Annotated in this window: 23 protein-coding genes; 10 read left to right on the top strand and 13 right to left on the bottom strand. The window is 68.7% G+C overall.

Annotation, left to right across the window (positions count from 1 at the left end):
* Positions 1-3: 3 nt before the first annotated feature.
* On the bottom strand, positions 4-648 hold the full coding sequence (gene snpA / locus ACFVYX_RS16650) for a snapalysin (protein ID WP_389682076.1): 645 nt from the start codon (positions 646-648) through the stop codon (positions 4-6).
* 184 nt (positions 649-832) lie between these two features.
* Here snpA and ACFVYX_RS16645 point away from each other — a divergent pair, with 184 nt between their 5' ends.
* Positions 833-1,801, top strand: a complete 969-nt coding sequence (locus tag ACFVYX_RS16645) for a LysR substrate-binding domain-containing protein (RefSeq protein ID WP_389682075.1) — start codon at positions 833-835, stop codon at positions 1,799-1,801.
* Positions 1,798-2,283, top strand: a complete 486-nt coding sequence (locus ACFVYX_RS16640) for a GNAT family N-acetyltransferase (protein ID WP_389682074.1) — start codon at positions 1,798-1,800, stop codon at positions 2,281-2,283. The genes ACFVYX_RS16645 and ACFVYX_RS16640 overlap by 4 nt, the downstream gene beginning before the upstream one ends.
* A gap of 173 nt (positions 2,284-2,456) precedes the next feature.
* On the opposite strand, the gene ACFVYX_RS16635 is transcribed toward ACFVYX_RS16640, so the two are convergent.
* Positions 2,457-2,870, bottom strand: coding sequence for a MerR family transcriptional regulator (locus tag ACFVYX_RS16635; RefSeq protein ID WP_389682073.1), 414 nt, complete (start codon positions 2,868-2,870; stop codon positions 2,457-2,459).
* A gap of 430 nt (positions 2,871-3,300) precedes the next feature.
* Here ACFVYX_RS16635 and ACFVYX_RS16630 point away from each other — a divergent pair, with 430 nt between their 5' ends.
* The 3 genes from ACFVYX_RS16630 (at position 3,301) to ACFVYX_RS16620 (ending at position 7,457) form a co-directional block, all read left to right on the top strand.
* Positions 3,301-4,791 (top strand): SulP family inorganic anion transporter, encoded by a 1,491-nt coding sequence (locus tag ACFVYX_RS16630; RefSeq protein WP_389682104.1) that lies wholly within the window; start codon positions 3,301-3,303, stop codon positions 4,789-4,791.
* Between the two features lie 584 nt (positions 4,792-5,375).
* Positions 5,376-6,005: a hypothetical protein gene (locus ACFVYX_RS16625; protein WP_389682072.1), complete on the top strand. Its 630-nt coding sequence runs from the start codon at positions 5,376-5,378 to the stop codon at positions 6,003-6,005.
* 363 nt (positions 6,006-6,368) lie between these two features.
* Positions 6,369-7,457: a VRR-NUC domain-containing protein gene (locus ACFVYX_RS16620; RefSeq protein WP_389682071.1), complete on the top strand. Its 1,089-nt coding sequence runs from the start codon at positions 6,369-6,371 to the stop codon at positions 7,455-7,457.
* 32 nt (positions 7,458-7,489) lie between these two features.
* On the opposite strand, the gene ACFVYX_RS16615 is transcribed toward ACFVYX_RS16620, so the two are convergent.
* From ACFVYX_RS16615 to ACFVYX_RS16605, 3 genes are read right to left on the bottom strand one after another with little or no spacing between them, the layout of a single operon-like run.
* Positions 7,490-7,840, bottom strand: a complete 351-nt coding sequence (locus ACFVYX_RS16615; RefSeq protein WP_043224968.1) for an ASCH domain-containing protein — start codon at positions 7,838-7,840, stop codon at positions 7,490-7,492.
* Positions 7,837-8,952 (bottom strand): hypothetical protein, encoded by a 1,116-nt coding sequence (locus ACFVYX_RS16610; protein ID WP_389682070.1) that lies wholly within the window; start codon positions 8,950-8,952, stop codon positions 7,837-7,839. The genes ACFVYX_RS16615 and ACFVYX_RS16610 overlap by 4 nt, the downstream gene beginning before the upstream one ends.
* Entirely contained in the window at positions 8,949-9,449 is a 501-nt protein-coding gene (locus ACFVYX_RS16605; protein ID WP_389682069.1) for an ATP-binding protein, read from the bottom strand. The genes ACFVYX_RS16610 and ACFVYX_RS16605 overlap by 4 nt, the downstream gene beginning before the upstream one ends.
* A 105-nt stretch (positions 9,450-9,554) precedes the next feature.
* On the opposite strand from ACFVYX_RS16605, the gene ACFVYX_RS16600 reads away from it, so the two are divergent.
* Together ACFVYX_RS16600 and ACFVYX_RS16595 are read left to right on the top strand one after the other, a co-directional pair.
* Positions 9,555-10,892, top strand: a complete 1,338-nt coding sequence (locus ACFVYX_RS16600) for a helix-turn-helix domain-containing protein (protein WP_389682068.1) — start codon at positions 9,555-9,557, stop codon at positions 10,890-10,892.
* Positions 10,889-11,707, top strand: coding sequence for a class I SAM-dependent methyltransferase (locus ACFVYX_RS16595; RefSeq protein ID WP_389682067.1), 819 nt, complete (start codon positions 10,889-10,891; stop codon positions 11,705-11,707). Before ACFVYX_RS16600 ends, ACFVYX_RS16595 begins: the two co-directional genes overlap by 4 nt.
* A gap of 110 nt (positions 11,708-11,817) precedes the next feature.
* Here the strand turns inward: ACFVYX_RS16595 and ACFVYX_RS16590 are convergent, their stop codons facing one another.
* From ACFVYX_RS16590 to ACFVYX_RS16565, 6 genes are all read right to left on the bottom strand, one after another.
* The gene (locus ACFVYX_RS16590; RefSeq protein ID WP_389682066.1) at positions 11,818-12,471 is read right to left on the bottom strand and encodes a hypothetical protein; all 654 of its coding nucleotides are present in this window, start codon (positions 12,469-12,471) and stop codon (positions 11,818-11,820) included.
* Complete coding sequence (locus ACFVYX_RS16585) at positions 12,468-13,010, bottom strand: hypothetical protein (RefSeq protein WP_389682065.1); 543 nt, start codon at positions 13,008-13,010, stop codon at positions 12,468-12,470. The genes ACFVYX_RS16590 and ACFVYX_RS16585 overlap by 4 nt, the downstream gene beginning before the upstream one ends.
* A gap of 141 nt (positions 13,011-13,151) precedes the next feature.
* Positions 13,152-14,849, bottom strand: a complete 1,698-nt coding sequence (locus tag ACFVYX_RS16580) for a relaxase/mobilization nuclease domain-containing protein (protein WP_389682064.1) — start codon at positions 14,847-14,849, stop codon at positions 13,152-13,154.
* A complete protein-coding gene (locus ACFVYX_RS16575; protein WP_389682103.1) occupies positions 14,839-15,390 on the bottom strand; it encodes a hypothetical protein in 552 nt (183 codons plus the stop codon). The genes ACFVYX_RS16580 and ACFVYX_RS16575 overlap by 11 nt, the downstream gene beginning before the upstream one ends.
* Positions 15,391-15,705: 315 nt before the next feature.
* A complete protein-coding gene (locus ACFVYX_RS16570; protein WP_389682063.1) occupies positions 15,706-16,845 on the bottom strand; it encodes a DUF3631 domain-containing protein in 1,140 nt (379 codons plus the stop codon).
* Positions 16,846-17,473: 628 nt separating this feature from the next.
* Positions 17,474-17,668, bottom strand: coding sequence for an AlpA family transcriptional regulator (locus ACFVYX_RS16565; RefSeq protein WP_116158880.1), 195 nt, complete (start codon positions 17,666-17,668; stop codon positions 17,474-17,476).
* Positions 17,669-17,789: 121 nt separating this feature from the next.
* Between ACFVYX_RS16565 and ACFVYX_RS16560 the strand changes: the two genes are divergently transcribed.
* On the top strand, positions 17,790-18,290 hold the full coding sequence (locus ACFVYX_RS16560) for a helix-turn-helix transcriptional regulator (protein WP_389682062.1): 501 nt from the start codon (positions 17,790-17,792) through the stop codon (positions 18,288-18,290).
* A 24-nt stretch (positions 18,291-18,314) separates the two neighbouring features.
* On the top strand, positions 18,315-19,469 hold the full coding sequence (locus ACFVYX_RS16555) for a tyrosine-type recombinase/integrase (protein ID WP_389682061.1): 1,155 nt from the start codon (positions 18,315-18,317) through the stop codon (positions 19,467-19,469).
* Between the two features lie 7 nt (positions 19,470-19,476).
* Here the strand turns inward: ACFVYX_RS16555 and sodN are convergent, their stop codons facing one another.
* Complete coding sequence (gene sodN, locus ACFVYX_RS16550) at positions 19,477-19,872, bottom strand: superoxide dismutase, Ni (protein ID WP_015036129.1); 396 nt, start codon at positions 19,870-19,872, stop codon at positions 19,477-19,479.
* A gap of 150 nt (positions 19,873-20,022) precedes the next feature.
* On the opposite strand from sodN, the gene sodX reads away from it, so the two are divergent.
* Positions 20,023-20,442 carry a nickel-type superoxide dismutase maturation protease gene (gene sodX / locus ACFVYX_RS16545; RefSeq protein ID WP_389682060.1) on the top strand — a complete coding sequence of 140 codons (420 nt, stop codon included), beginning with the start codon at positions 20,023-20,025 and terminating at the stop codon, positions 20,440-20,442.
* On the opposite strand, the gene ACFVYX_RS16540 is transcribed toward sodX, so the two are convergent.
* Positions 20,361-20,975: a CGNR zinc finger domain-containing protein gene (locus ACFVYX_RS16540; RefSeq protein ID WP_389682059.1), complete on the bottom strand. Its 615-nt coding sequence runs from the start codon at positions 20,973-20,975 to the stop codon at positions 20,361-20,363. The genes sodX and ACFVYX_RS16540 overlap by 82 nt on opposite strands.
* Positions 20,976-21,003 lie beyond the last annotated feature (28 nt).

Here is a 21,003-nt window from a genome sequence, read left to right as displayed (position 1 = left end):
CGCTCAGCCCTTGAAGGCGGAGGCGAGACCGTAGCGCCACAACTGGTCGACGCGGGAGCGCTCCTGGGCGTTCGGCTGGGCGTTCTGGCAGGACGTGCCAGGGCCGCCGCCCGACATCAGCTCGCTGCACGGACCGCTGTAGTGGTCCGGAAGGCCCAGGACGTGCCCGGTCTCGTGGGCGGTCACCCGAGTCGAGTTGTACTGCTGGTTCTGCCGGTAGTCGAGGAAGATGTAGCCGCTGCCGTGGCCGTCGGTGCTCGCGTACGAGCCACGGGAGTCGTTGCCCTCGTAGTAACGGAAGTCCGGGTTGCTGCCCTCGACGAGCCGGACGTTCACCACCGAGCTGTTCCATATCTGGGTGGAACGCGCGATCTGGGTGCGGAAGCTGGGCGCGTTGGCGGCGCTGTAGACGACGGTGACGGCGAGGGCGTCGGGGTTGGCGGCCCGCTTCTTCGCGACCGACTTCACGACGGCCTCGAAGAAGGCCTGATTGGCCTTGGCCTCCTCCGCGGAACCGGCGTACGCCACAGCGGCGTTGCCTGTCTGGCCGGAGCTCACGGCCGCCGCCGGGGCGACGCCGAGGGAGGCGGCGAGACCGAGACCGAGGGTGGCGGTCAGTACGGAGGTGAGGACCTTGGGGTGACGCATGGGGGGCTCCTCCTTCAGGGGACTGGGGAGAGTCTGGGGGAGCCGCGGCCTCCGGGGATGATGCCAACCGCCGATAACCCCACCGCATCACCGCACCCGTATGGGCCAACTCCCGGCCCCACGCGGGGAGTCGAGTGACGCCCGGCGTCTGGTGCGACTCAGGGCGCCGCCCTACCCTCGGGGCATGGAGCTGGAGGTGAGACACCTGCGCGCGCTCTGCGCGATCGCGGACACGGGCAGCCTGCACAAGGCGGCCAGGCAACTGGGCATGAGCCAGCCGTCGTTGACCACCCAGCTGCGCCGCATCGAGAACTCCCTGGGCGCCGAACTCTTCTCCCGCGGCCGCACCGGCTGCCGGCCCACCCCGCTCGGCCGCTCCCTCATCAGCCGGGCCCGCCCCCTCGTCGCCGACATGGCCGCCCTCGTCACCGAGACCCGGGTCGCGGCGGCCCGCACCGGCGGGCCCGGACTCGGCGTCGGCTCCACCGCCAGCCGGGCGCTCCCCGGCTGGCTCCGCCGGCTCCGCCAGCGGCTGCCCGGCACCGACATCGGCCTCCGCATGGACGTCTCGGCGAACGCGCTGCTGCGCGCGGTCGCGGCGGGCCGGCTCGACGTGGCCTTCGTCCACGAGGTGGAAGGTTGCCCGCTGCGGGTCCCCGAGGGCCTGGAGCGACGGGTCCTGGTCGCCCGCGAACCGCAGTTCGTCTCCCTGGCCCGCGACCACCCGGCCGCCGGCCGGCCCGTGGTGGACCTCGCCGACCTGGCCACCGACCACTGGATGGTCGACCCGACCGTGGACGGCGAATGGGACGGCCTCCGGCGGGTCCTGGACGCCGCCGGCATCGACCCGCCCCTGCTGCACGGCGACTACCACACGGCCGCCTCCCTCATCGTCCTCGGCGAGGCCGTCGCGCCCTGCCAGCCGACCTCGGTCCCGCGCGAGGACATGGCCGTCCGCCCGTTACGGGGCGACCCGCTGGCGGTCCGGCTCCTGCTGTACGCGCGCCCCGGAGCGCCCCTGGACACGCTGTACGCCGAACTCGCCGCGGCCTACCGCGAGGTGGCCCTGCGCGCCGCCCCGTACCGCGAGTGGCTCCGCCGCCAGGGAACGGCGGCGGGGCTGTCGGTGGGCCCGTGCATGATGGCGGTATGAACGAACGCGAGGCACGGGACGACCGGGCGGTGGTGCGTCACGCACGCCCCGAGGACATGGCCAGGGTCGTCGAACTCATCGCCGAGCACGCGGCGTACGAGAAGGCGTCACCCCCGGCCCCCGGCCTCGCCGACCGCCTCACCCGCCTCCTCTTCGACCCGGCGCGGCCCCGCCTCCGCTGCCTGGTCGCCGCCCTCCCCGACGGCACCCTCGCGGGCTACGCCACCTGCGCGCCGGAGCTCTCCACGTGGGACGGCACGGAGTACCTCCACATGGACTGCCTCTACCTCACCGAAACCTCCCGCGGCCACGGCCTCGGCCTCCTCCTGATGGCCGCGATCCGCACGGAGGCCCGCGCTCTGGGCCTCGACGAGATCCAGTGGCAGACCCCCGAGTGGAACGAGAACGCGATCCGCTTCTACGACCGCCTGGGCGCCACCTCGAAGGAGAAGCGCCGCTACACCCTCGGCACGGGGGAGTAGAAGCACCAGGGGCCGCCGGGCAGTCGCCCGCCGGGCAGCAGTCTGCCGGGCGGGGGACCGGCGGGAGGCCCAGCCATGACGCCCGCGCCGGAAGGCGACCCAGGTACACCGAGGGGTGCGACGTGTCCCGCGTACGGTGTGCGGACCGCGGCTGACTCCTGCGGCGGCGGTCGTCAGGCTCGGGCGGCGGGCGCGTTCCGTTCCAGACGGGCGCGCAGGGTGCCTTCGAAGTCTTCGGCGCGGGAGAGCTGGACGCGGAGCTTCCCGACCTGCTCGGCGGCTTCCTGTTGGTAGGTGCGGACGCGTTCCAGGAGGGCCTCGCGCTCGTCGGCACTGAGGGTGGCGTCGGTGTCGAGGCGGTCGGTGGCGTCGAGAAGGTCGCGCATCTGGTCCAGGGTGAAGCCGAGCGGCTTCATGCGGCGGATGACCATGAGGCGGGAGACGTCGTTCTCGGTATAGAGGCGGAAGCCGCCCTGAGACCGTGCGGAGGGGGTGACGAGCCCGGTTTCCTCGTAGTGGCGGATCGTGCGCAGGGACAGTTCGGTCCGTGCCGCGACCTCGCCGATCTGCATGTGCTTGCCGTCCACGCCCGTGATCCCCTGGCCCTTCTCCTCGGTCTGCGGCCTCGGCCCTGGTGGGCGCCGCCGATCTCTACTCTAACGTTAGGGTAGAGTTGCTGGTGTGAGGGCGGCGTTCCGCGGCCCCGCTGTTGCGGTGTCGGGGCCGATGGTGCCCCCGGCGAAGTATCGATTCTTGCAGGAGAGAAGCGTGCGCGAGTTCATGACGCCCGGCGCCGCCGCCTGCCCGCCGTGACGCTTCGCCCCCGGACGTGAGCCTGGCCGCGCCGACGGCCGTTCCCTGCCCCGTCCTCCTTCGACTTCCGGCCCCGCGTTTCGCGGCGCCGCCCGCGGAGTGCCGGCCTGGTCTCTCCGCGCCCTCCCGCACGTCCCGGCCTGCCGAACGGGGCGTGCCCGAGCACGACAGGTTCCGTCTCCCTTGTCTTCTGCTGCCACTGCTGTGTCCCCGGCCGCGCGCCTGCGGGGCCTGAAGCCCGACTGGATCTCCGACCCGAAGGTCTGGCGCACGGAGGTCCTGGCCGGCCTGGTCGTCGCCCTCGCGCTGATCCCCGAGGCCATCTCGTTCTCGATCATCGCGGGCGTGGACCCGGCGATCGGTCTGTTCGCCTCCTTCACCATGGCCGTCGTCATCTCGATCGTCGGCGGCCGACGGGCGATGATCTCCGCCGCGACCGGTGCCGTCGCCCTCGTGATCGCACCACTGAACCGTGAGCACGGTCTCGGCTACCTCGTGGCCGCGGTCATTCTGGCGGGCGTTTTCCAGGTCGTCCTCGGCGCGCTCGGGGTGGCGAAGCTGATGCGGTTCATCCCGCGATCGGTGATGGTCGGATTCGTCAACGCGCTCGCCATCCTGATCTTCATGGCCCAGGTCCCCGAGATGAGCAACGTGCCCTGGGGGGTGTACCTGCTGATCGCCGGCGGTCTGGCACTCATGGTGTTCTTCCCGAGGATCACGACCGTGATCCCCGCGCCGCTGGTCTCCATCGTCATCCTGACCGTGATCACCGTCGGTGCGGCCATCGCGGTGCCGACCGTGGGCGACAAGGGCGAACTGCCGTCCTCCCTGCCCGTGCCGGGCCTGCCGGACGTGCCGTTCACGCTCGACACCCTGACGACGATCGCCCCGTACGCGTTCGCGATGGCGCTGGTCGGGCTGATGGAGTCGTTGATGACCGCGAAGCTCGTCGACGAGATCACCGACACCCACTCGAACAAGACCCGCGAGTCGGTCGGCCAGGGCGTCGCCAACATCGTCACCGGCTTCTTCGGCGGCATGGGCGGCTGCGCCATGATCGGCCAGACGATGATCAACGTGAAGGTCTCCGGCGCCCGCACCCGCGTGTCCACGTTCCTCGCCGGCGCGTTCCTGATGGTGCTGTGCATCGTCTTCGGCCCGGTCGTCTCCGACATCCCGATGGCCGCTCTCGTCGCCGTCATGATCATGGTGTCGTTCGCGACCTTCGACTGGCACTCCATCGCTCCGAAGACGCTCAAGCGGATGCCCGCCGGCGAGATCGCCGTCATGGTGATCACCGTCGCCGCGGTCGTCGCCACCCACAACCTCGCCATCGGCGTCGTCCTGGGCTCCATCACCGCCATGGTCATCTTCGCCAAGCGCGTCGCCCACCTCGCCGAGGTCACCGCCGTGGTCGACCCCGACGGCACGACGGTGGTCTACCGGGTCACCGGCGAGCTGTTCTTCGCCTCCTCCAACGACCTGGTGGGCCAGTTCAACTACGCCACCGACCCGGACGAGGTGATCATCGACCTCAGCTCGGCGCACATCTGGGACGCCTCCTCCGTCGCCGCCCTCGACGCGATCGAGACCAAGTACGCCCAGCGTGGCAAGACCGTGGAGATCACCGGGCTCAACACCCCGAGCGCTCACCTGCACGACAAGCTCAGCGGCGAACTCGCCGCCGGTCACTGACCAGCCCCGCGACCCACGCAACAGGACCCCGGCCCACCCGCCGGGGTTCTGCGCTGTTCGCGATCGACTGCGCCGGCCCGGGCCCCATCGAACCTGGGGGCCGCCGCCGAAGACGCGAACGGCCCGCACCGGGATGACCGGGCGGGCCGTTCGGTTTGCCCTCTGGCCTGGGCCGGAGCAGGGGGCGGGAGAGACCTTGGTCAGGCCTTCTTCGTCTCCTAGTAACGGGCCGGGTCGGTGACCTGCGGGGATCTTCCCTGCGGGCCGCTGACCTGGCCTTTTGCTGTTGGCTGGCGATGGGATGCGACGGTCCTGATCGGGTGTCCTGCGGACTGTGTGCGGACCGGCTGGAGTCCAGCCCGATGAACCTGTGCACGTTTAACTGCGACGGGTCGATTGAAGCTGAAGCGCGGCTCATACTCTGTTGCTCAGGCCGCCCAAGTTGCCGGACGTCCGGCGTGTCGGTAGCACATCACCCTTTTTGGCCCGCGATGTCAGTGCCTGGTACTAGCGTGCTGGTGTTGATGGTCGGCCGTGGGCAGGTAGCTCTGCCCTGAGTAGCGGGGTGAGGACTTATGGCGAGGGTGGGCAACGTACAGCGCGCCGCGTGGGTGCCGGACGACGACCCTGAGAGGGATTGGGAGCTTGCTGCACAACTAGCGGTGGCCTGGATCCAACAGGAGTGCGATGAGCAGGATGCTGGCGGCGTGTTGGTCCTGAACGCCTTCGGCGCCCAGGATCACAGCCCAGCTCTTCGGCGATTTAGTGCCCTGCACGCTTGCACGACGCCCCGTGCCGATCGAAGCCGCGTCGGCTGTGGTATCGGACCGGTCCTCGTGTATGCCCCTACAGAGAAGACGCTGGACTTTGCAATGAGCCTGGCTCGTGGATCTTCTATTGCTGTCATCGAAGGCACCCTCTTTCCGCTTCGCGGTTGGGCGCAGCAATTGGGTGCCATTGATCTCACGCGTCCAAATGACGAGCCTGAGCAGATTCCCCCTCGCTTGGTGGAGGCCATCGAGCGCCTGGACTTCTACGGCAACAACGGATTCGGCGATCAGTTCGGTAAACAGCAAGCTGGGAATATCCTGCGCGATTTGCGTGATGCGGGAATCCTTGACCGCGAATTTATTTTGGGTGCCATGGCGGCGAGGGGTGCATCCGATCGATCGATTAAGAATCTTTCCAAGATCGTCGACAGACTCAATCTCTAACTCGCGTCGCGCCAGTCAACTTTCAACCCTTAGATCCGTTTGCGGGTATGTATTGATTCTCCGCCGGTGAATAGGTGAGTTGTGCCTCCCGGGATTGCTTTGCGGTGACAAGCGGGGGCGAAGTCTTTCTTGATTGGGGTGGATGTGAGGTCGTTTAAGGGTGCTGAGGGTTCGTCTTGTCGCCATACGGAGTTGTCGATTGTCGACCCGTACGAACTGTTGCGGAAATATTCCTGTCGAGAGTGCCAGGCCGTTCTAACGTGTGCATGCGACCGAGAACTTGCCCTCTATGTGCTCCCGCATCAAGCTGGACTGACTACTGACGCCGAGACCGGTAAGACGCTCCAAGTTACCTTTCCCTTGGTGGATGGCGTGTGCCATGACTGTCGCGGCGAGATGCCCCCGGCTTTTCCAAGGAAGCCGCACCGCGGAGCGGCCAGTCTGGTTCATCGGTACTACTGGCGAGAAATCTATAGGGAGGTGAATCATCGTTTTATCGAGCGGTTGCTGAGCCAAGGTGTGAGCCTCGTGGGAGAGGGTGGGTATCCTGTAGTTTCCGCTCTTTCTCGCCAGTATCGGGGTGAATATGAAGAGATCGAGCGCTCGGTCGTTAGCGATATTCGCAGCTCGCATGTGCGCGATCCGAAGTACGACTTCACCAGGCCTTCAGATTCTGAAATTCTAACTTCCTTTGGTGTCGCGGTGGATGACTACCCCGCTTGCTATGTCACCCCCACGATCGGCCACGTAGAGGTTCTCCCGGTTGGTTCGAAGGATCTTCATTCGGCACTAAGTGTGGAGGAGTTTGTGGCCGGGCGCCTTCGAGAGGCCGGGCGGCAGGTCATGCTGTGTGAGAGCCGGCCGATCCATGCTCTCTATGGAACCTTGATGTGGCTGTGGGTGCAAGATCCAAGGGATTCTCATAATCGGGCTGCCGGATTCGGTGGGCGCGACGAGAATTCTTTCGGGCAAGGTGACCTTATCTGGACGGTGCTGCCTGACGACTTCGGAAGTCCGCGGCATGCCACGCGTCGAGCGAGCGCATTGAGGCAGCATCTTGATAGTCTTCCGCGCTCGACGGATGAACTGCTTTGGTTGTTCGATTATTGGACTTCGCATTCACAAGGCTTGCTGCAGTATCTTTGGGCGCATCGGGAAGTTGACATCGTGCGGGGTCGCAGACTAATTGAGATTCTGGGTCCGGAGCGAGTGGTTGAAATCCTCGGGTTTCTCGCAGGTGACTATTGGGGTCGATATCTCGGATGGCCTGATCTGGTGTCATGGCTTGAAATCGACGGCAGAGTTGAGGGTGTCGAATTTGTCGAGGTCAAGTCGAGCAGTGACAAGCTGAGTGAAGATCAGCGGGACTGGATCGCTGGCAATGCAGAGTTCCTCCAGCTCTCTTTCAAGATCGCCAAGGTGCATAGGGCTCAGCAACTGGTTAGGCCGTGACCGCATGAGGTGAAGGGGTCGGGGCTATATGGTCACGCGAGAAGGATCTGGATAGCCAAGGCTCCGAGGGCCTCCTTCTCGGGGCCGTAGATGGTGCGGATGTTGGCGAGTTGCTGGTCGCGGGTGGCGGTCGGGTTGACGTTGGACGGGCCCTCGCCGTCGAGGAGGGCCTCGAAGTTGGGGTACTCGGTGACGCGGAGGACGTTCACGCTGCAGGTCTCGTCGGTGTCCTTGATGCGGAAGCGGATGGTGTCGCCGGCGGCGAGGTCGGCGAGGTGCGGGTACTTGACCCGCACCTCGATGGTCTTGGTGCCCGCGGCGACGAGCTCGAAGTACTGGCGGTAGAGGTTGAGCTCGCGGACGCGGGCGGTGCGGTCGGTCATCGGGACGAGACGCTCCTGGGGGACGGCGCGGTGATCAGGCGGCCGATCTCGGCGGCCGAGTACGAACGGAAGAAGTGGCGGGGGTCGGAGAGCAGGGTCTCGGCCATGGCGAGCAGCTGGTCGGCGTACTCGGTGACGGTGCCGGGCCACTGCCGGGTGTCGAGCATCCAAGGGGCGGCTCCCTCCGGCAAGAGGGCACGGCCTTCTCGTATGAGGGATTTCGACAGCTTGGCACCGGTGTCAGTGACGACCTGGGGGCAGAACAGGCGGGCCGGGAGCTGGGTGCGGGTGAGGCCCACGGCCTGGAGGGCCTCGTCGACGAGGTGGGAGCCGAAGACCCAGTCGCCGCCCTTGACCATGACGTGCAGGGTGCCGTTGGGGCTGGTCAGGGCGAGTTCCTTGACCAGGTTGCGGTACAGGGTGGCCAGGTCCAGGTACGCGCCGGCGGTGGGCGTGATCGTGGCCTCGTACGGGCCGTGGTGGAGGCAGACGGCGGAGACCACCGCCGACTCGGGCCCGGTGAGGCGGACCCGGGTGCGTTCGGCGTGTTTCTCGGCCCAGCCGCAGCCGGGGTACGGGCAGGGGACGCGGAGGTGCGGGGTGCCGGTGGAGGGGGCGAGCCACCAGCGGGCGGCGTCGATTCGGGGGAGGAGACGGAGCCAGGTGCGGCGGTAGTGCTCGCCGGCCTGCTGCTGTGTGTACGTCTCGATGTGGTGCGGGATGCCCAGGCGCCGGGACAGGGCGGTGAAGAGTGGTTGGTAGAGGGCGGTGACGAGGTCGAGCAGGGCCTGCTCACCGAGGGCCTGGGCGTAGGCGCGCTGGTAGCGGTGGCCGCTGGCCGGGTCGGTGGCCAGCTCGTACGGGGCGTTGTCGAGGGCGCTGAAGAGCACCTCGGTGGGGAGTCCGAAGCGGTCGCGCAGGCGGACCGCCATGGCGAAGGCCAGGGACTGTACGAGCGAGGTGCCGATGTGCGGGGCGCCGTTGATCTGGGTGCCGACGACCAGCACGATCCGCTCGGGCGGGGCAGCCAGGATGCGCGGGGTCAGGACGTCCTCGGCGTGGTGGAGGGCGTTGGCGAGAACGGTGTTCGGCGAGACGGGGTGCGTGGTCACGAGGTGTCTCCCTGGGGGCCGGTGGTGTGGGGCGGCAGGGGAGCGGCCCCGTTCTTGGCACGGTCGAATGCGGCCCAGACGTACTTTCCGGGGCCCGTCCGCTCCTTCACGCCCCAGCTGTCGGCGGTCGCGGCGACGATCAGCAGACCGCGGCCGTCGACGGCGGACTCCTCGGGAACGCGCTTCGTCGGCCTCTTCTCGCCGCTGTCGTGGACCTCGATCCGCAGCTCCGCGTCGAGGGACTCGACCCGTACCAGGACCAGTCGGCCCACGGGCACTCCGTGAAGCACGGCATTGGTGACGAGCTCCGAGGTGCACAGCCGCATGTCGTCGAGGCGGCTGGTCTCGCCCCATTCGGTCAGCGTGGCGACGACGAAATTGCGAGCGGTACGCGGTGTGGTCCGGCGGCGGGGGAACAGCATGGTGCGGTGCCGGCCAGTGCCCGGAAGGAGATCGGGGGCGGCGTCGGTCGCCTCGTTGGTGAGTCTGCTTGCCATGGTCAACAGCAAAGCGACTTAACTCATTTGGGTCGGGAGCCAACACGGGGGCCAAAGCGGGGGCCACTATGGGGGCCAGAGGTCACGTGTTCCTGGGGGGACGGCATGGGCGACACCGGGATCGGCGCCTTGCTCGTCCGGCTGCGCACCGAGCGTGGCTGGAGCCAGCAGAGGGTTGCCGATGAGTACAACGCACTGGAGGGGCGTTCCGCGAAGACCGGCAAAGAGATCGGGCGGTACGAGCGCGAAGCGCGAGTTCCCGTTCCCTACGCCCGGAAGTACCTGGCGCAGGTCTTCGGTGTCGATGTCGCCGTGCTCGACCAAGCTGTTGCCGTCAGCAAGGGGCAGCGGGACGGGTCCGATGCCGCCGAGGTCGAGTTCATGCCGCCGGTGCTGCCGCCTGAAGACACCCACGTCCGTGGAACCCCACTCTCTGAGGACGCGGTGACGTCGGCCGAGTTCGCCCGGTTCATCGCGCAGCGCAACGCCGACGAGTTCGTCGTCGAGCAACTGGAGGCGGATGTCGGCCGACTCGCTCGTACGTACGTCAGCCACCCGTTGATGGAGCAGTACGTCGAGATCAAGCGGTTACGGGACGGGGTGTTCGAGCTGCTGCGCGGGCGCCAGCACCCCCGGCAGACCACCGACCTCTACCTTTCCGCCTCTCGCCTCTGTGGCCTGTCCGCGCACGTCTGCCTCGACCTCGGTGACTACGACTCCGCCGCCACCCACGCCCGCACCGCACGCGCCTGTGCCGAGGTGGCGAGGCACGAGGGGATGCTGGCCTGGGTACGGGCCGTGGAATCGTTGATTGCGTACTGGACAGGGCGGTACGAACAGGCGGCCCGACTGGCGCAAGCCGGCCGGCGGCACAGGGCGAGCGGCAGCATCGGCGCACGGCTGGCGAGTCTGGAGGCGCGGACGTTGGCGATAGTCGGCGACTCGGCAGGCGCGCTCGCCGCCCTGTCGGATGCCGAACGATCGCGCGAGGCGATCTCGGGTCGGGACGAGGTACTGGGAGTCTTCGACTTCCCCGCGGCCAAGCAGTTCGCGTACGCCGGAACGACCCTCCTGGCCGTGGGAGGGCAGGAGCACGTCCAGCGGGCCATCGACAGCGCGGAGACGGCGATCCGCCTCTATCGCAGCGCGGACGGAGACGACCAGTCGGTCGGTGACCTGTTCGCCGCGCACCTCGACCTCGCCAGCGGGCACCTGCTCCTGGGCGACCTGGACGGCACGGAGGAGACGCTCGGCTTCGTTCTCCAGTCCTCGCCGGAGCGCATGTCGGCCAGTATCGTGCGCCGGCTCACCGTTCTCGGGCGGGAGCTGGAAGGGCCGCAGTACGGTGGAGCCGCGCAGGCGGTGCACCTGCGCGAACGACTCCAGCACACGGCCGTCCGTGCGTCCCTGCCCGCCGCCCACCCTCCGGAGTTGCCGACGTGACCGACCTGTCCGCCGCCCACGACGCCGCCGTCACCGACCGGGCCCGCCTGGCGGGCAGCGCCTACAACGGAGACCGGGACCTCGCGGCCCGGCAGTCGCTCTACCGGTGGCAGACGCCCCGGTACGACCTGCCCGGCCTCGTCGCCGAGTGGCTGGGCGACGTACGCGGGCGCGTCGTCGACATCGGCTGTGGCAACGGCAAGTTCATCCAGCGGCTTCGCCAGGACCGTCCGGACCTGTCCCTGCTCGGTCTCGACATCGCGCCCGGCATCCTCGCCGGCGTCCCTGGCTCGGTCGCCGTGGCGGATGCCACGCGGCTTCCGCTGGCGGCGGGCAGCGTCGACGCCGCTCTCGCGCTGCACATGCTCTACCACGTATCCGACATTCCCCAGGCGGTCCGGGAGCTGGCCAGGGTCGTGGCCCGTGACGGGGTGGTGGTCGCCTCCACCAACAGCGACCGCGACAAGGCCGAACTCGACGACCTCTGGCAGCGGGCCGCCGGCGACGTGCTCGGCATCGACCGAGGCCCGGCCCGAATCTCGCTCAGTGCCCGCTTCTCACTGGAGAAGGCCACGGCCTTCCTCGGCAAGGAGTTCAGTCGCGTGGAGGTCGTCGAACTGCCAGGGATCATTACAGTCCGCGACCCTGAGCCCGTCATTGCTCACATGGCTTCGTATCACGCTTGGGCGGACCAGCACGACGTTCCTTTCGAAGCGACCATCGACCGGGCACGCGCGTTGGTGATTGAGCACATCGCTCGGCATGGTGCATACAAGATCACCTGCCACGGTGGCATCCTCGTCTGTCAGCGATGAGGCGGTTGGCGCGATCCCCGTTAGCGGTAAGCGACGATCAGCTCAGGGCGCTGTGGGGCCCGCGGAGGTTGCCGCACTTGGATGCGGACCCTGGGCGGTGCAGGAAGTGACTAAGCGAGGATCGCGGTCACGTCCTTGACTGAGACGTGGGTGTCCCCTGCCACTCGACAGGCGAGCTTCTCGACGTACGCCCAAGCGCTCACCAGGGCCTGCCTAGCTCGCTGCTGTTGGTGCCCCCAGTTCCACGGCTGCGGCTGCAGGCCCGGCGGTCCGTAGTCCAGTTCCCGCCAGCCAACCCCTGGAAGACCTGCGGTCGCGGCACAGACCTCACGAGCGAGAACCTGGTCCCCGAAGCCGCCGATCTCAACTGCCCACCGGCGACTGGCGGCCACCGGGCCCAACTGTTCACACCACAGCAGCCGCGCTTGCACGCCCGCGGCCAAGGCCGTCAGCGTGTCGTAGGCCGAGCCAGCATCCAACGGCACCGCCACGTTCCGACCAGCCCACCTGACAGCACCGCACGTTTCACAGGTTGGGCCCGCAATAATCTCCACCGGCACGGCGGGTATCCCCGCCAGGCGCGCAACGACCGCATGCCCAGCCTCATGGAACGCCGTACCCAGTAGCTCCTGCTCGGCAGAGAACGCGCCGTGCCGGGCGAAACAGCATGTGACATCAGGGGACGGGTCGGTGGTGTGCCCCCAGTAGTCGACCCCGCCTGAACTGATGGCTACCTCGTAGCTGTAGCCGTCGAAGCTGCTCACAGCACCGCCATGGCAGCGGTCGACTTCACGTAGACCTCCCGGATCCGGGCCGCTATCTGATCCTGCACCTGCGCAAGCTGCTCGAGGCTGGCCATGAAAACCGCGTCCACTTCCCTGGGATCGACACGATGCATGCCAGCTGGTCTGCCGAGTGCCGTCCGGGCCGCTTTCACCTGCTCACGCAACTGGTCGTCGAGCACCAAACCAGCCAGCATGTGCACCATCTGGTTCGCCACCCGGTTCTCTTCGGCCAGCTCCTCGCCAAGTAGTTCCACTCCGTAGAGGCGGGTTTCACGGCTCGCCATCATGTCTGCGTGATGAGCCTGTGCGGTCGTCCTGCCGAGCACCTGCAGGGCTTCGGTGAGCCTTTGTAGGTTCTCCAGCTCGAAGTTCTCCCGGCGCTCGCGGAAGGCCGCAGCCGCATCCTGGAGACGCTCCTTTTGCTGCCGACGGTGCGCCAGCCAGCCCGTGAGCTGGGTAGCCAGGCCGCCGAGGAAAAACGCTGCCACTGGCCATACGGCCATCCACCCCTTGTCCATCGCCGCAGTGTACGAGCGGCCTACGACACGACACCCAGCCTTTGCAGTTCTGCCCACACCCAGAACGCGCGGCTGATGGCCCGCCGCACCAGGTCGGACCCGATGCCCTGCCACGAGGCGTGGCGGGGCATCAGGCCGGGGTTAGCGGTGTCGACTGCGTTCTTCGGGCCTCGTAGCCACTGGTGTGGCCGGAGGGTGTGGTGTGGCGGACCTGGTCGAGGTGCCGCTCGTGGCGCTTCGGCTGTGAGCGGCTTGCGTCCGTCGGTTCGGCTGAGCGGTGATGCGCCAGTTGAGGACCTCGGCGGGGTGCTCGGCGCTGTCGAGTTCTCGTTGCGTGCCTACCTCGGCTAGGAGGCGTCGGGGGTTGTGGCCGGCGGTTTCGGCGTGGGCGAGTGTTGTGGTCAGGGCGGTCCAGGTGGGGTCGGTGAGGATTCGGTCGGCGTGATCGGGGAGGGTCGCGCGAACGTCTTGCTCGAAGCGGCTGGCGGTTGCGGCTCGTGGTGCGCGGCGGGCCAGGTCCGCCAGGACGGGTGCGGCGGCCTGCTGGTAGCCCGCCTGAAGGTGGCGGAAGGCTTCCTCGGCTGCCGCCGCCTGCTGTTCGTGGCCGCGTTGTTCGTGCCACTTGGCGGCGGCGCGGGCCAGGTGCACGGTGGCGAGGAGCAGGGCGATGGCGAGTCCGCCCGGCTGGTTGGAGGCGTAGGCGAGTTCCTTGGCGGCCTTGCGCAGGGCGGTGGCGGCCTGGTGGTCGGCGCGGGTGGCGGAGCGGCGGGCGCGGTTGAACGCCATCGCCGCCGCCTCCAGTTCTGCCCGGTGGGGGCCGGTTGTGGCGCTGGCGATGTTGTAGAGAGCGTCGCCGAAGGCGGCCAGGTGGCCCTGGGCGGCGGCATCGTCACCGGAGTCGAGTACGGTGCGTGCCGCGTGTATGGCGGTGGTGGTGTGGCGCCATGGGTCGGCGGGGTCCGCCACCTGCCGGGGGTGGTCGGCCGCCTTCTGGTCGGGGAGGCGTTCGCGTAGGCGGTTGATGGAGAGGTCGGGGGCGAGTTTGGAGCCGCCGTACCAGACGGCTTCGCCGGCCGCGTTGGTGTCGCCGGGGGCGGCGAGGCTGTAGCCGATCACGTCTCCGGTTTCCGGGCCGAGTCGTGTCTTGACCTTGATACCCAGGGAGTCCAGCACGGTGAAGTAGTCGGCTTCCGTTCGTACGGCGGCGGCGACCGCGTACGCCTGCTCGCGTAGCCAGTGCCGTGCCGTGACCGTTTGGCCTTGGCGTTCGGCCTTGGCGCGTTCGGCGCCGGTGGGGGTGCGGGGCGCGGTGAGGTCGCCGGGCTTCAGGCGGCGCAGGCCGAACTCGGCTTCGATCTTGCGGCATTCGGCTTGGGCGCGCTGTCCGTCGTGGTGGGTGCGTGGGCGGCGTCCGTCGGCGCGGACGGTGGTGGCCATGATGTGGATGTGGTCGTCGGCGTGGCGCACGGCGATCCACCGGCATGCCTTGTCGTCGCCTTCGGGGGCGATACCGGCGGCGTGAACGATGCGGCGGGCGACCTCGGCCCACTCGGTGTCGGTGAGGTAGCGGTCGCCGGGCGCGGTGCGGACCGGGCAGTGCCAGACGTGCTGGGGTGGCTTTTTGCCGCCCAGTTCGCGGGTGCGCAGGTCGACGTGGTGGTCGAGGCGCTTGGCGAGCTGGGAGTAGGTGGCTGCCGGGTCGCGGCCGGGGTCGGGGGCGCCGGCCATGTCCCAGGCGGTGACGATGTGAGGGTCGGTGTGTTCGTCGCGGCGGCCGGGGCCGAAGAGGTAGGCGATCAGTCCGCGGGTGTTGGAGCCGGTGGAGACGTCAGGAACCATGCGCGGTGCCTTCCGTCAGGAGCTGGTCGATCAGTTGGTAGCTGCTCTCGGCTGCTTGCTCGACTCGGGCTAGCACCGTCTCGGCGCGCTCGGGCACTGTTCCTCGGTGGATGGCTGCGGTGATCTGGTTGAGGTTGCTGCCGATGCGGTTCAGCGCGACCGTGTGTGCCTCGACGGCCTCGATCAGCGGGCGGATGGGATCGCCCTCCGGGCTGCCGACCAGCCCTGCCTTGCCCAGGGCGACGGCGAGGGCGGCGTCGCCGACGAATCCGGCGAACCTCTGCCCGCGCTGGTGAGCTGCGGCGCTGATCACGCCGACCGCGGTTCGCGTGAAGCGGATGGTCTTCTCCTGGTCGCGCTTCTCCACGGTGCGCTTGCGGTTCATCAGCGCGGGCAGGACGGGGGCGTCGAGGTCCCGCCAGGAGGGCTGCTCGACAGGCGGTTGGACGTCGGTCGGTGGCTGGGTGCGAAGGGCAGCGGAGTCGGCTATGACCCCATCCGGCTCGGGCGCCCCCTGGCGCTCGGCCTTCTCCTCCGTCACCCCTGGGGCGGGGGCAAGCGCGGACGAAGCCTCGTTAGAGGCTCGTTCGCTCCAGCTTGCTGCTGATCGGCGGGTGAGGCCGAAGAATCCCTTGCGGCGGCGGGTGGGGGCGTTGTCGGTGCTCGTTTCGGGCATGGTGATGCTCCGGTGGTCGTGTGGGGTCGGGCTTCGTCACGTCTGTTGCATCCGTCCCGTAGCTGGTCAGGACAGGTACGGAGGTGGTCGCAGGTACGGAGTGATCCGTATCGGCAAGGAACTCCGTCCCCGCGCTGACCTGCGCGGGGACGGATGCGACGGATTGATACGGAGCTGGGGTCAGCGAGTGGGCCTGGGGCCGGCAGGCCCGCCGGGCGGGCCGATGGGCAGGGTCCCGGTCGGAGGGGTCAGTGGCTTGCCCTGGGCTCGACGTGCGACCACGGTCTCGCCGGCTGCGGGTGCCGGTGGGGCGGGGTCGGGGCAGTAGCGGGCCCAGGCGTCGAGGAACTGGTTACGGGCGTACGCCTTGGCCTGCCTGCCGTTCTCGAAGCGGTGGTTGGCCGGGCTGATGCCGAATTCGCGCAGCAGGTTGGCCAGGTGGTAGGCGTTCAGGCCCTTCGTCCCGTACTCGGCCCACGGCGCCTCGGCGTCCTGGATGAGCGCGGCGAGCAGGTCGTGGCTGCGCAGCGCCTCTCGGTCGCCCTGCTGCTCGAAGACACGTCGGATGTCCCGCAGCAGCCGGGTCTTAAGCGTCGTCTGCTCGTCCTGGACCACCTCGTTGCGCGTCATCGCCAGGCAGGCCGCACGAGCCCGCGAGGGCCAGTGCCCGCCGGCCAGGTCGGCGACGATGACCAGCGGTTCCCACGTGTCGGCGGCCCGGTCTTCGACCGGCATCTGCGGAACCAAGCCCTCTGCGGCGCTCCGCAGCGGGGCCAGCCAGGCGGTCAGCCGGTCGCGCAGCGCGTTCAGTTCCGGGACGGAATACCGCGAGCGGAACGGGGCTATGCGCTCACCCGGCTTTCGCTTCTGCATGCGGAGCACGACGGCCCGGTCCATGATCGTGTCCGGCAGGCCGCCGATGCCCGCCAGCGCGGCCATGGCGAAGGTCGGGAACGCAGTCGCCTTGTGTTCCGGGCCGGAGATCCGCCAGGCGGGGCGGTTTCGCTGGTGTCCGGCGTTCAGCAGGCCGCGCAGATCCTCTTTGTCGCCGGCTTTGGGGCCGAAGATGGTGTCGGCCTCGTCCACCAGCAGCGTCGGCGGGTCCTCGCCGATGACGCGGAAGACCACCGCCGGTGAGGTATTCACCGTCATCATCGGCCGGGACACGGTCTCGTGGAGCACGTCCAGGACGCGGGACTTGCCGCAGCCCTTCGTTGGTCCCACCACCGCCAGGCGCGGCGCGTGCTGGAGGGCGGGCTGGATGTGGGAGGCCGCCACCCACAGGGTGACCGCGGTCAGGACCTCCTCGCTCGGCAGCACGACGTACCGGCCGATCGCGGCGCGCAGCTCGTCCAGTACGGCGGTCCCGTCCTGGTCCCGGTCCGCCGTGAGGCTGACACTCTCGCGGTCCCCAGTTCCCCGTCCGGGTTCGGGGACCGTCCCCGGAGCACCGTGGTCAACCCGGACCGGCGGTCCGGGTTCACCGTCCGACTGACCGGAATTCTCCGTCCGGTCCTCGGCTTCCGGACCGGGCCCATGGTCCGGGTTCCCGGTCCGGTCCGGTAGGCCGCTGAGCTGCGCGTTCTCCGTCGGTCCGGGTTCCTGGTCCGGGTTGACCGGATCTCCGGTCCGGGTTTCGGTCGCGGGTCGGTCCGGTCGATCGTCGGTCCCGAGAAGGGCGGGCCGGCCGTCCGCTCGGTCCGGGTTGAGCCACGGGATGCCCTGGCCGGGGACCGCGGTGGCAGGCCAGACGGCCTTGTGGGATGTGTTCGAGATGGCGGGGGACGTAGAGTCCTCCATCGGCGTTCCTCTCAGGTGAGGGACGGGACGGGCAAGGTCCCGCCCTTCACCGGTTCATTCGTTCAGGGATGGGCGATGTGCAGGGGAATCTCCGGCCCTCGGCGTTGGCGCGCCGGGGGCCGTTGCTGTGTCCGGGGCTGCCGGCGGCTCACGAGGCCAGGCCCCATTCCTCCTGGCCGGCGATCAGCGTGCGCTCGTAGCGCAGCAGCTCGGCCTCGGGGTACAGCACCCGCTTGCCGACCTTGATGCCGCGCGGCCCCTTCTTGATCTGGCGCCAGTAGCGGACGGTGCTCTCGGCTGTGCGGTAGCGCTCGGCGACCTCGGCGGTGGTCAGGTATCGCATGCATTCCCATTCGGCTAGGTAGCGATTCGATCTGCATAGAGTTGTACCCGACGATCCCCGGTTACCCAAATCGGGAAGTCCATGTTTCAATATGGATAGCGACGGTGACGATGGAGGTTCGATGGCAGGCGACAGGCCCGAAGGTGGCGAGGTGCCGCTGCTCTACAGCGAGGGGAACGTGGCCGCGCGTGTGGCCCTGGAGCGCGAGGTCAGAGGGTGGAGCACGACCGAGCTGGCGGAGCGGGTGACCAGAGCGGGCGTCAAGATGAACCAGACGGCGGTCTGGCGCATCGAGAACGGCACCCCCCGCCGGCGCATCAACCTCGACGAGGCCCTCGCTTTCTCCCGCGTCTTCGAGCTCCCCCTCGAAGAGCTGATGTCCCCGCCCCTGGAGGGGCTCGACATCGACAGCCGGCGGCTCGTCCAGGAGGCCGTCGAAGCGTTCTACGAGGCCCGCGACGCGCGCGACCGCCTCCATCACGCCGTGGTCGCCATCTCCGACCACATCAAGGCCCACCCCGACAGCTCGCGGGCGATCCACGAGCAGTGCCTCCGCCTCATGGGCGACGAGCGCGACGCTCGCACCCTCAGCAACGACATCGCGGACGGCGGCCACTACTGACAACCGACACGAAGGAGAGGCCACTTGGCCAACATTCAGAAGCGCCCCAACGGCAAGTGGCGGGCCCGCTACCGCGATCTCGACGGCAAGGAGCACGCGCGCCACTTCGAGCGGAAACTCGACGCTCAGCGCTGGCTCGACGAGGTCACGGCGAGCATGGTCACCGGCCAGTACGTCGATCCCCGTGCCGGCCGCGTCACCTTCGAGAAGTACGCAGAGAAGTGGGAAGGCTCGCTCATCGTCAGCGAGGCGGGCGAGCGCATCACGGACAACGCGTTGCGGCTCCACCTCGTACCCGCGCTGGGCGCCCGCTCCATGGCGGCGATACGCCGCAACGACATACAGGTGCTCTTCAAGCACCTCTCCGACCAGCTCGGCCCCGGCAGCGTGCGGAACGTCTACGACGTCCTCGTACGCGTCATGACGGCGGCCGTGGACGACAAGGTCATCGCCTCCAGCCCGTGCCGCCGGATCACCCTCCCGGCCATGCCGGACGAGGAGGTCACCCCGCCCACGGTCGAGCAGGTCGAGGCGATGGCGCGCGTGATGCCGCCGTACATCCGCGCGGCGATCGTCACCCTCGCCGGATCAGGTCTGCGCATCGGTGAACTGCTCGGCCTGAAGGTGTCGGACGTCGACTTCAAGGCCGGCACCATCCGCGTCGAGCGGCAGCGGCTTCAGTCCGGGAAGATCGGCCCACCGAAGACTGCCAAGTCCCGGCGCACGGTCCCGGTCGGAGAGGTCGTCACCGACGCGCTCCTCGCGCATCTTGCCGCACGTCCGTCCAGGGAGTGGCTGTTCACCATGGAGGAGGGCGAGCCGCTCAACTATCGGCGCTGGAAGACCGAGTGGAACGGGGCTCGCAAGGCGCTCCAAGCGGCCGAGAACGGGGCTGCCGAGCGGGAAGGCCGCAAGCCCGTCGAGCTGCCGCACATGGTCACCCACGACCTGCGGCACTTCTACGCCTCCGCGCTCATCGCCGGCGGCGCGAGCGTCAAGCAGGTGCAGCTCGTCCTCGGGCACGCGTCCGCCGTCATCACGCTGCGGATCTACGCCCACCTGTGGCCGGGCGAAGAAGACCGCACCCGGGCCGTCATGGACGCCGTGCTCGGCGGCCTGCGGACCGGGTGCGGACAGGTAGGTAGCCAGACCCGCGAAAGTGCAGGTCAGGCCGCCTAGAAGGAGATCAAGCCTTCTTCGTCTCCCAGAAGATGCGGTCGATCTCGGCGATGAGCTCCAGCGCCTTCTCGCCCGTCTTCGGGTCCGTCGACGCCTTGGCGGCCGAGAGGGCCTTCAGGGTGTCGTTGACCAGCTGGTTGAGCTCGGGGTACTTCTCGAAGTGCGGGGCCTTGAAGTAGTCGCTCCAGAGCACCGACACGTGGTGCTTGGCGAGCTCCGCGCGCTGCTCCTTGATGACCGTGGCGCGGGCGCGGAAGTGCGCGTCCTCGTTCGCCAGGTACTTCTCCTGGACAGCCTTGACCGACTCGGCCTCGATGCGGGCCTGGGCCGGGTCGTACACGCCGCACGGGAGGTCGCAGTGGGCGCTGACCTTCACCTTGGGGGCAAACAGGCGGGAGAGCATTGTGCCGTCCTTCCTCGTGATCGTCTTCTCAGGTGGGACATTACTCGGTGAGAAGGGCGATTTCGCGGGCGCCCCCTGGGGCTTAGGTCAAAAGTCCAGGGTGACCATGGGACTCGTGTACGAGTGGACGAGCGGACCGGGAGGTGCCGGATGAGGGAATCGGGGCGGGAGCGGGTGGCGGAGGCCGGGGCTCCGTTCGGGGTCGCCGAGGTGACGGGGGTGTCGATGGTGCCCACGCTGCTCCACGGTGACCAGCTGCTCGTGCAGTACGGGGCGCGGTTGCGGGCCGGGTGCGTGGCCGTGCTGCGGCATCCGCTCCAGCAGGATCTGCTCATCGTGAAGCGGCTGATCGAGCGACGGGACGGCGGCTGGTGGGTGCTGGGGGACAACCCGGACGCCGAGGGGGACAGCCGGGTGTTCGGAGCCGTACCGCCCGAGCTCGTTCTCGGGCGGGTGCGGGCGCGGTACCGGCCGGTGACGCCGGGGCGTCAGCGGTCGCCGGTGGTGATGGTCTCCTGGCTGCTCTCGGCGGTCAGGCCCGTGGCCTCCAGGCGCTTGCGGGCCCGGTAGGCGGCCACGTTGGCGCGGGTCGCGCAGCGGTCGGAGCAGTAGCGGCGGGAGCGGTTGGTGGAGGTGTCGAGGTAGGCGTTGCGGCAGGGCGGTGCCTGGCAGAGGCCGAGCCGGTCGGCGCCGAACTCCGTCAGGTGGAACGCGAGGCCCATGGCCGCGATGGCCGCGTATCCCGCGGTCGCGTTCGAGGGGTGGTCGGCGAGGTGCATGTGCCACCGCGGCCGGCCGTCCTCGTCGAGGGTGTCGTGGCCGGAGATCTGGGGGCTGACGGGGAACTCCAGGAGGAGGGAGTTCAGCAGGTCCACGGCTCCCGTGTGGTCGCCCTCGTCGGCTGCGGTGAAGACCGCCCGCAGCCGGGCGCGTACGGCGCGGAAGCGGGTCACGTCGGAGTCGGTGGCGCGCCGGGCCATCTGGGTGGCGGGGCCGAAGAGCTCGCGGATGACCTCGACGGAGGTGAGGGCGTCCTTGTTGCGGGTCGGCTCCTCGGTGTTGACCAGACGCACGGCGTAATCCGAGTAATAGGCCAGTTCCACTTGTAGTCCTTACTCTGGCGGTCTAGTG

This window comes from Streptomyces sp. NPDC058326, assembly GCF_042879855.1.
GTDB lineage: Bacteria > Actinomycetota > Actinomycetes > Streptomycetales > Streptomycetaceae > Streptomyces.
This window is presented reverse-complemented; position numbering and strand designations above follow the sequence as displayed.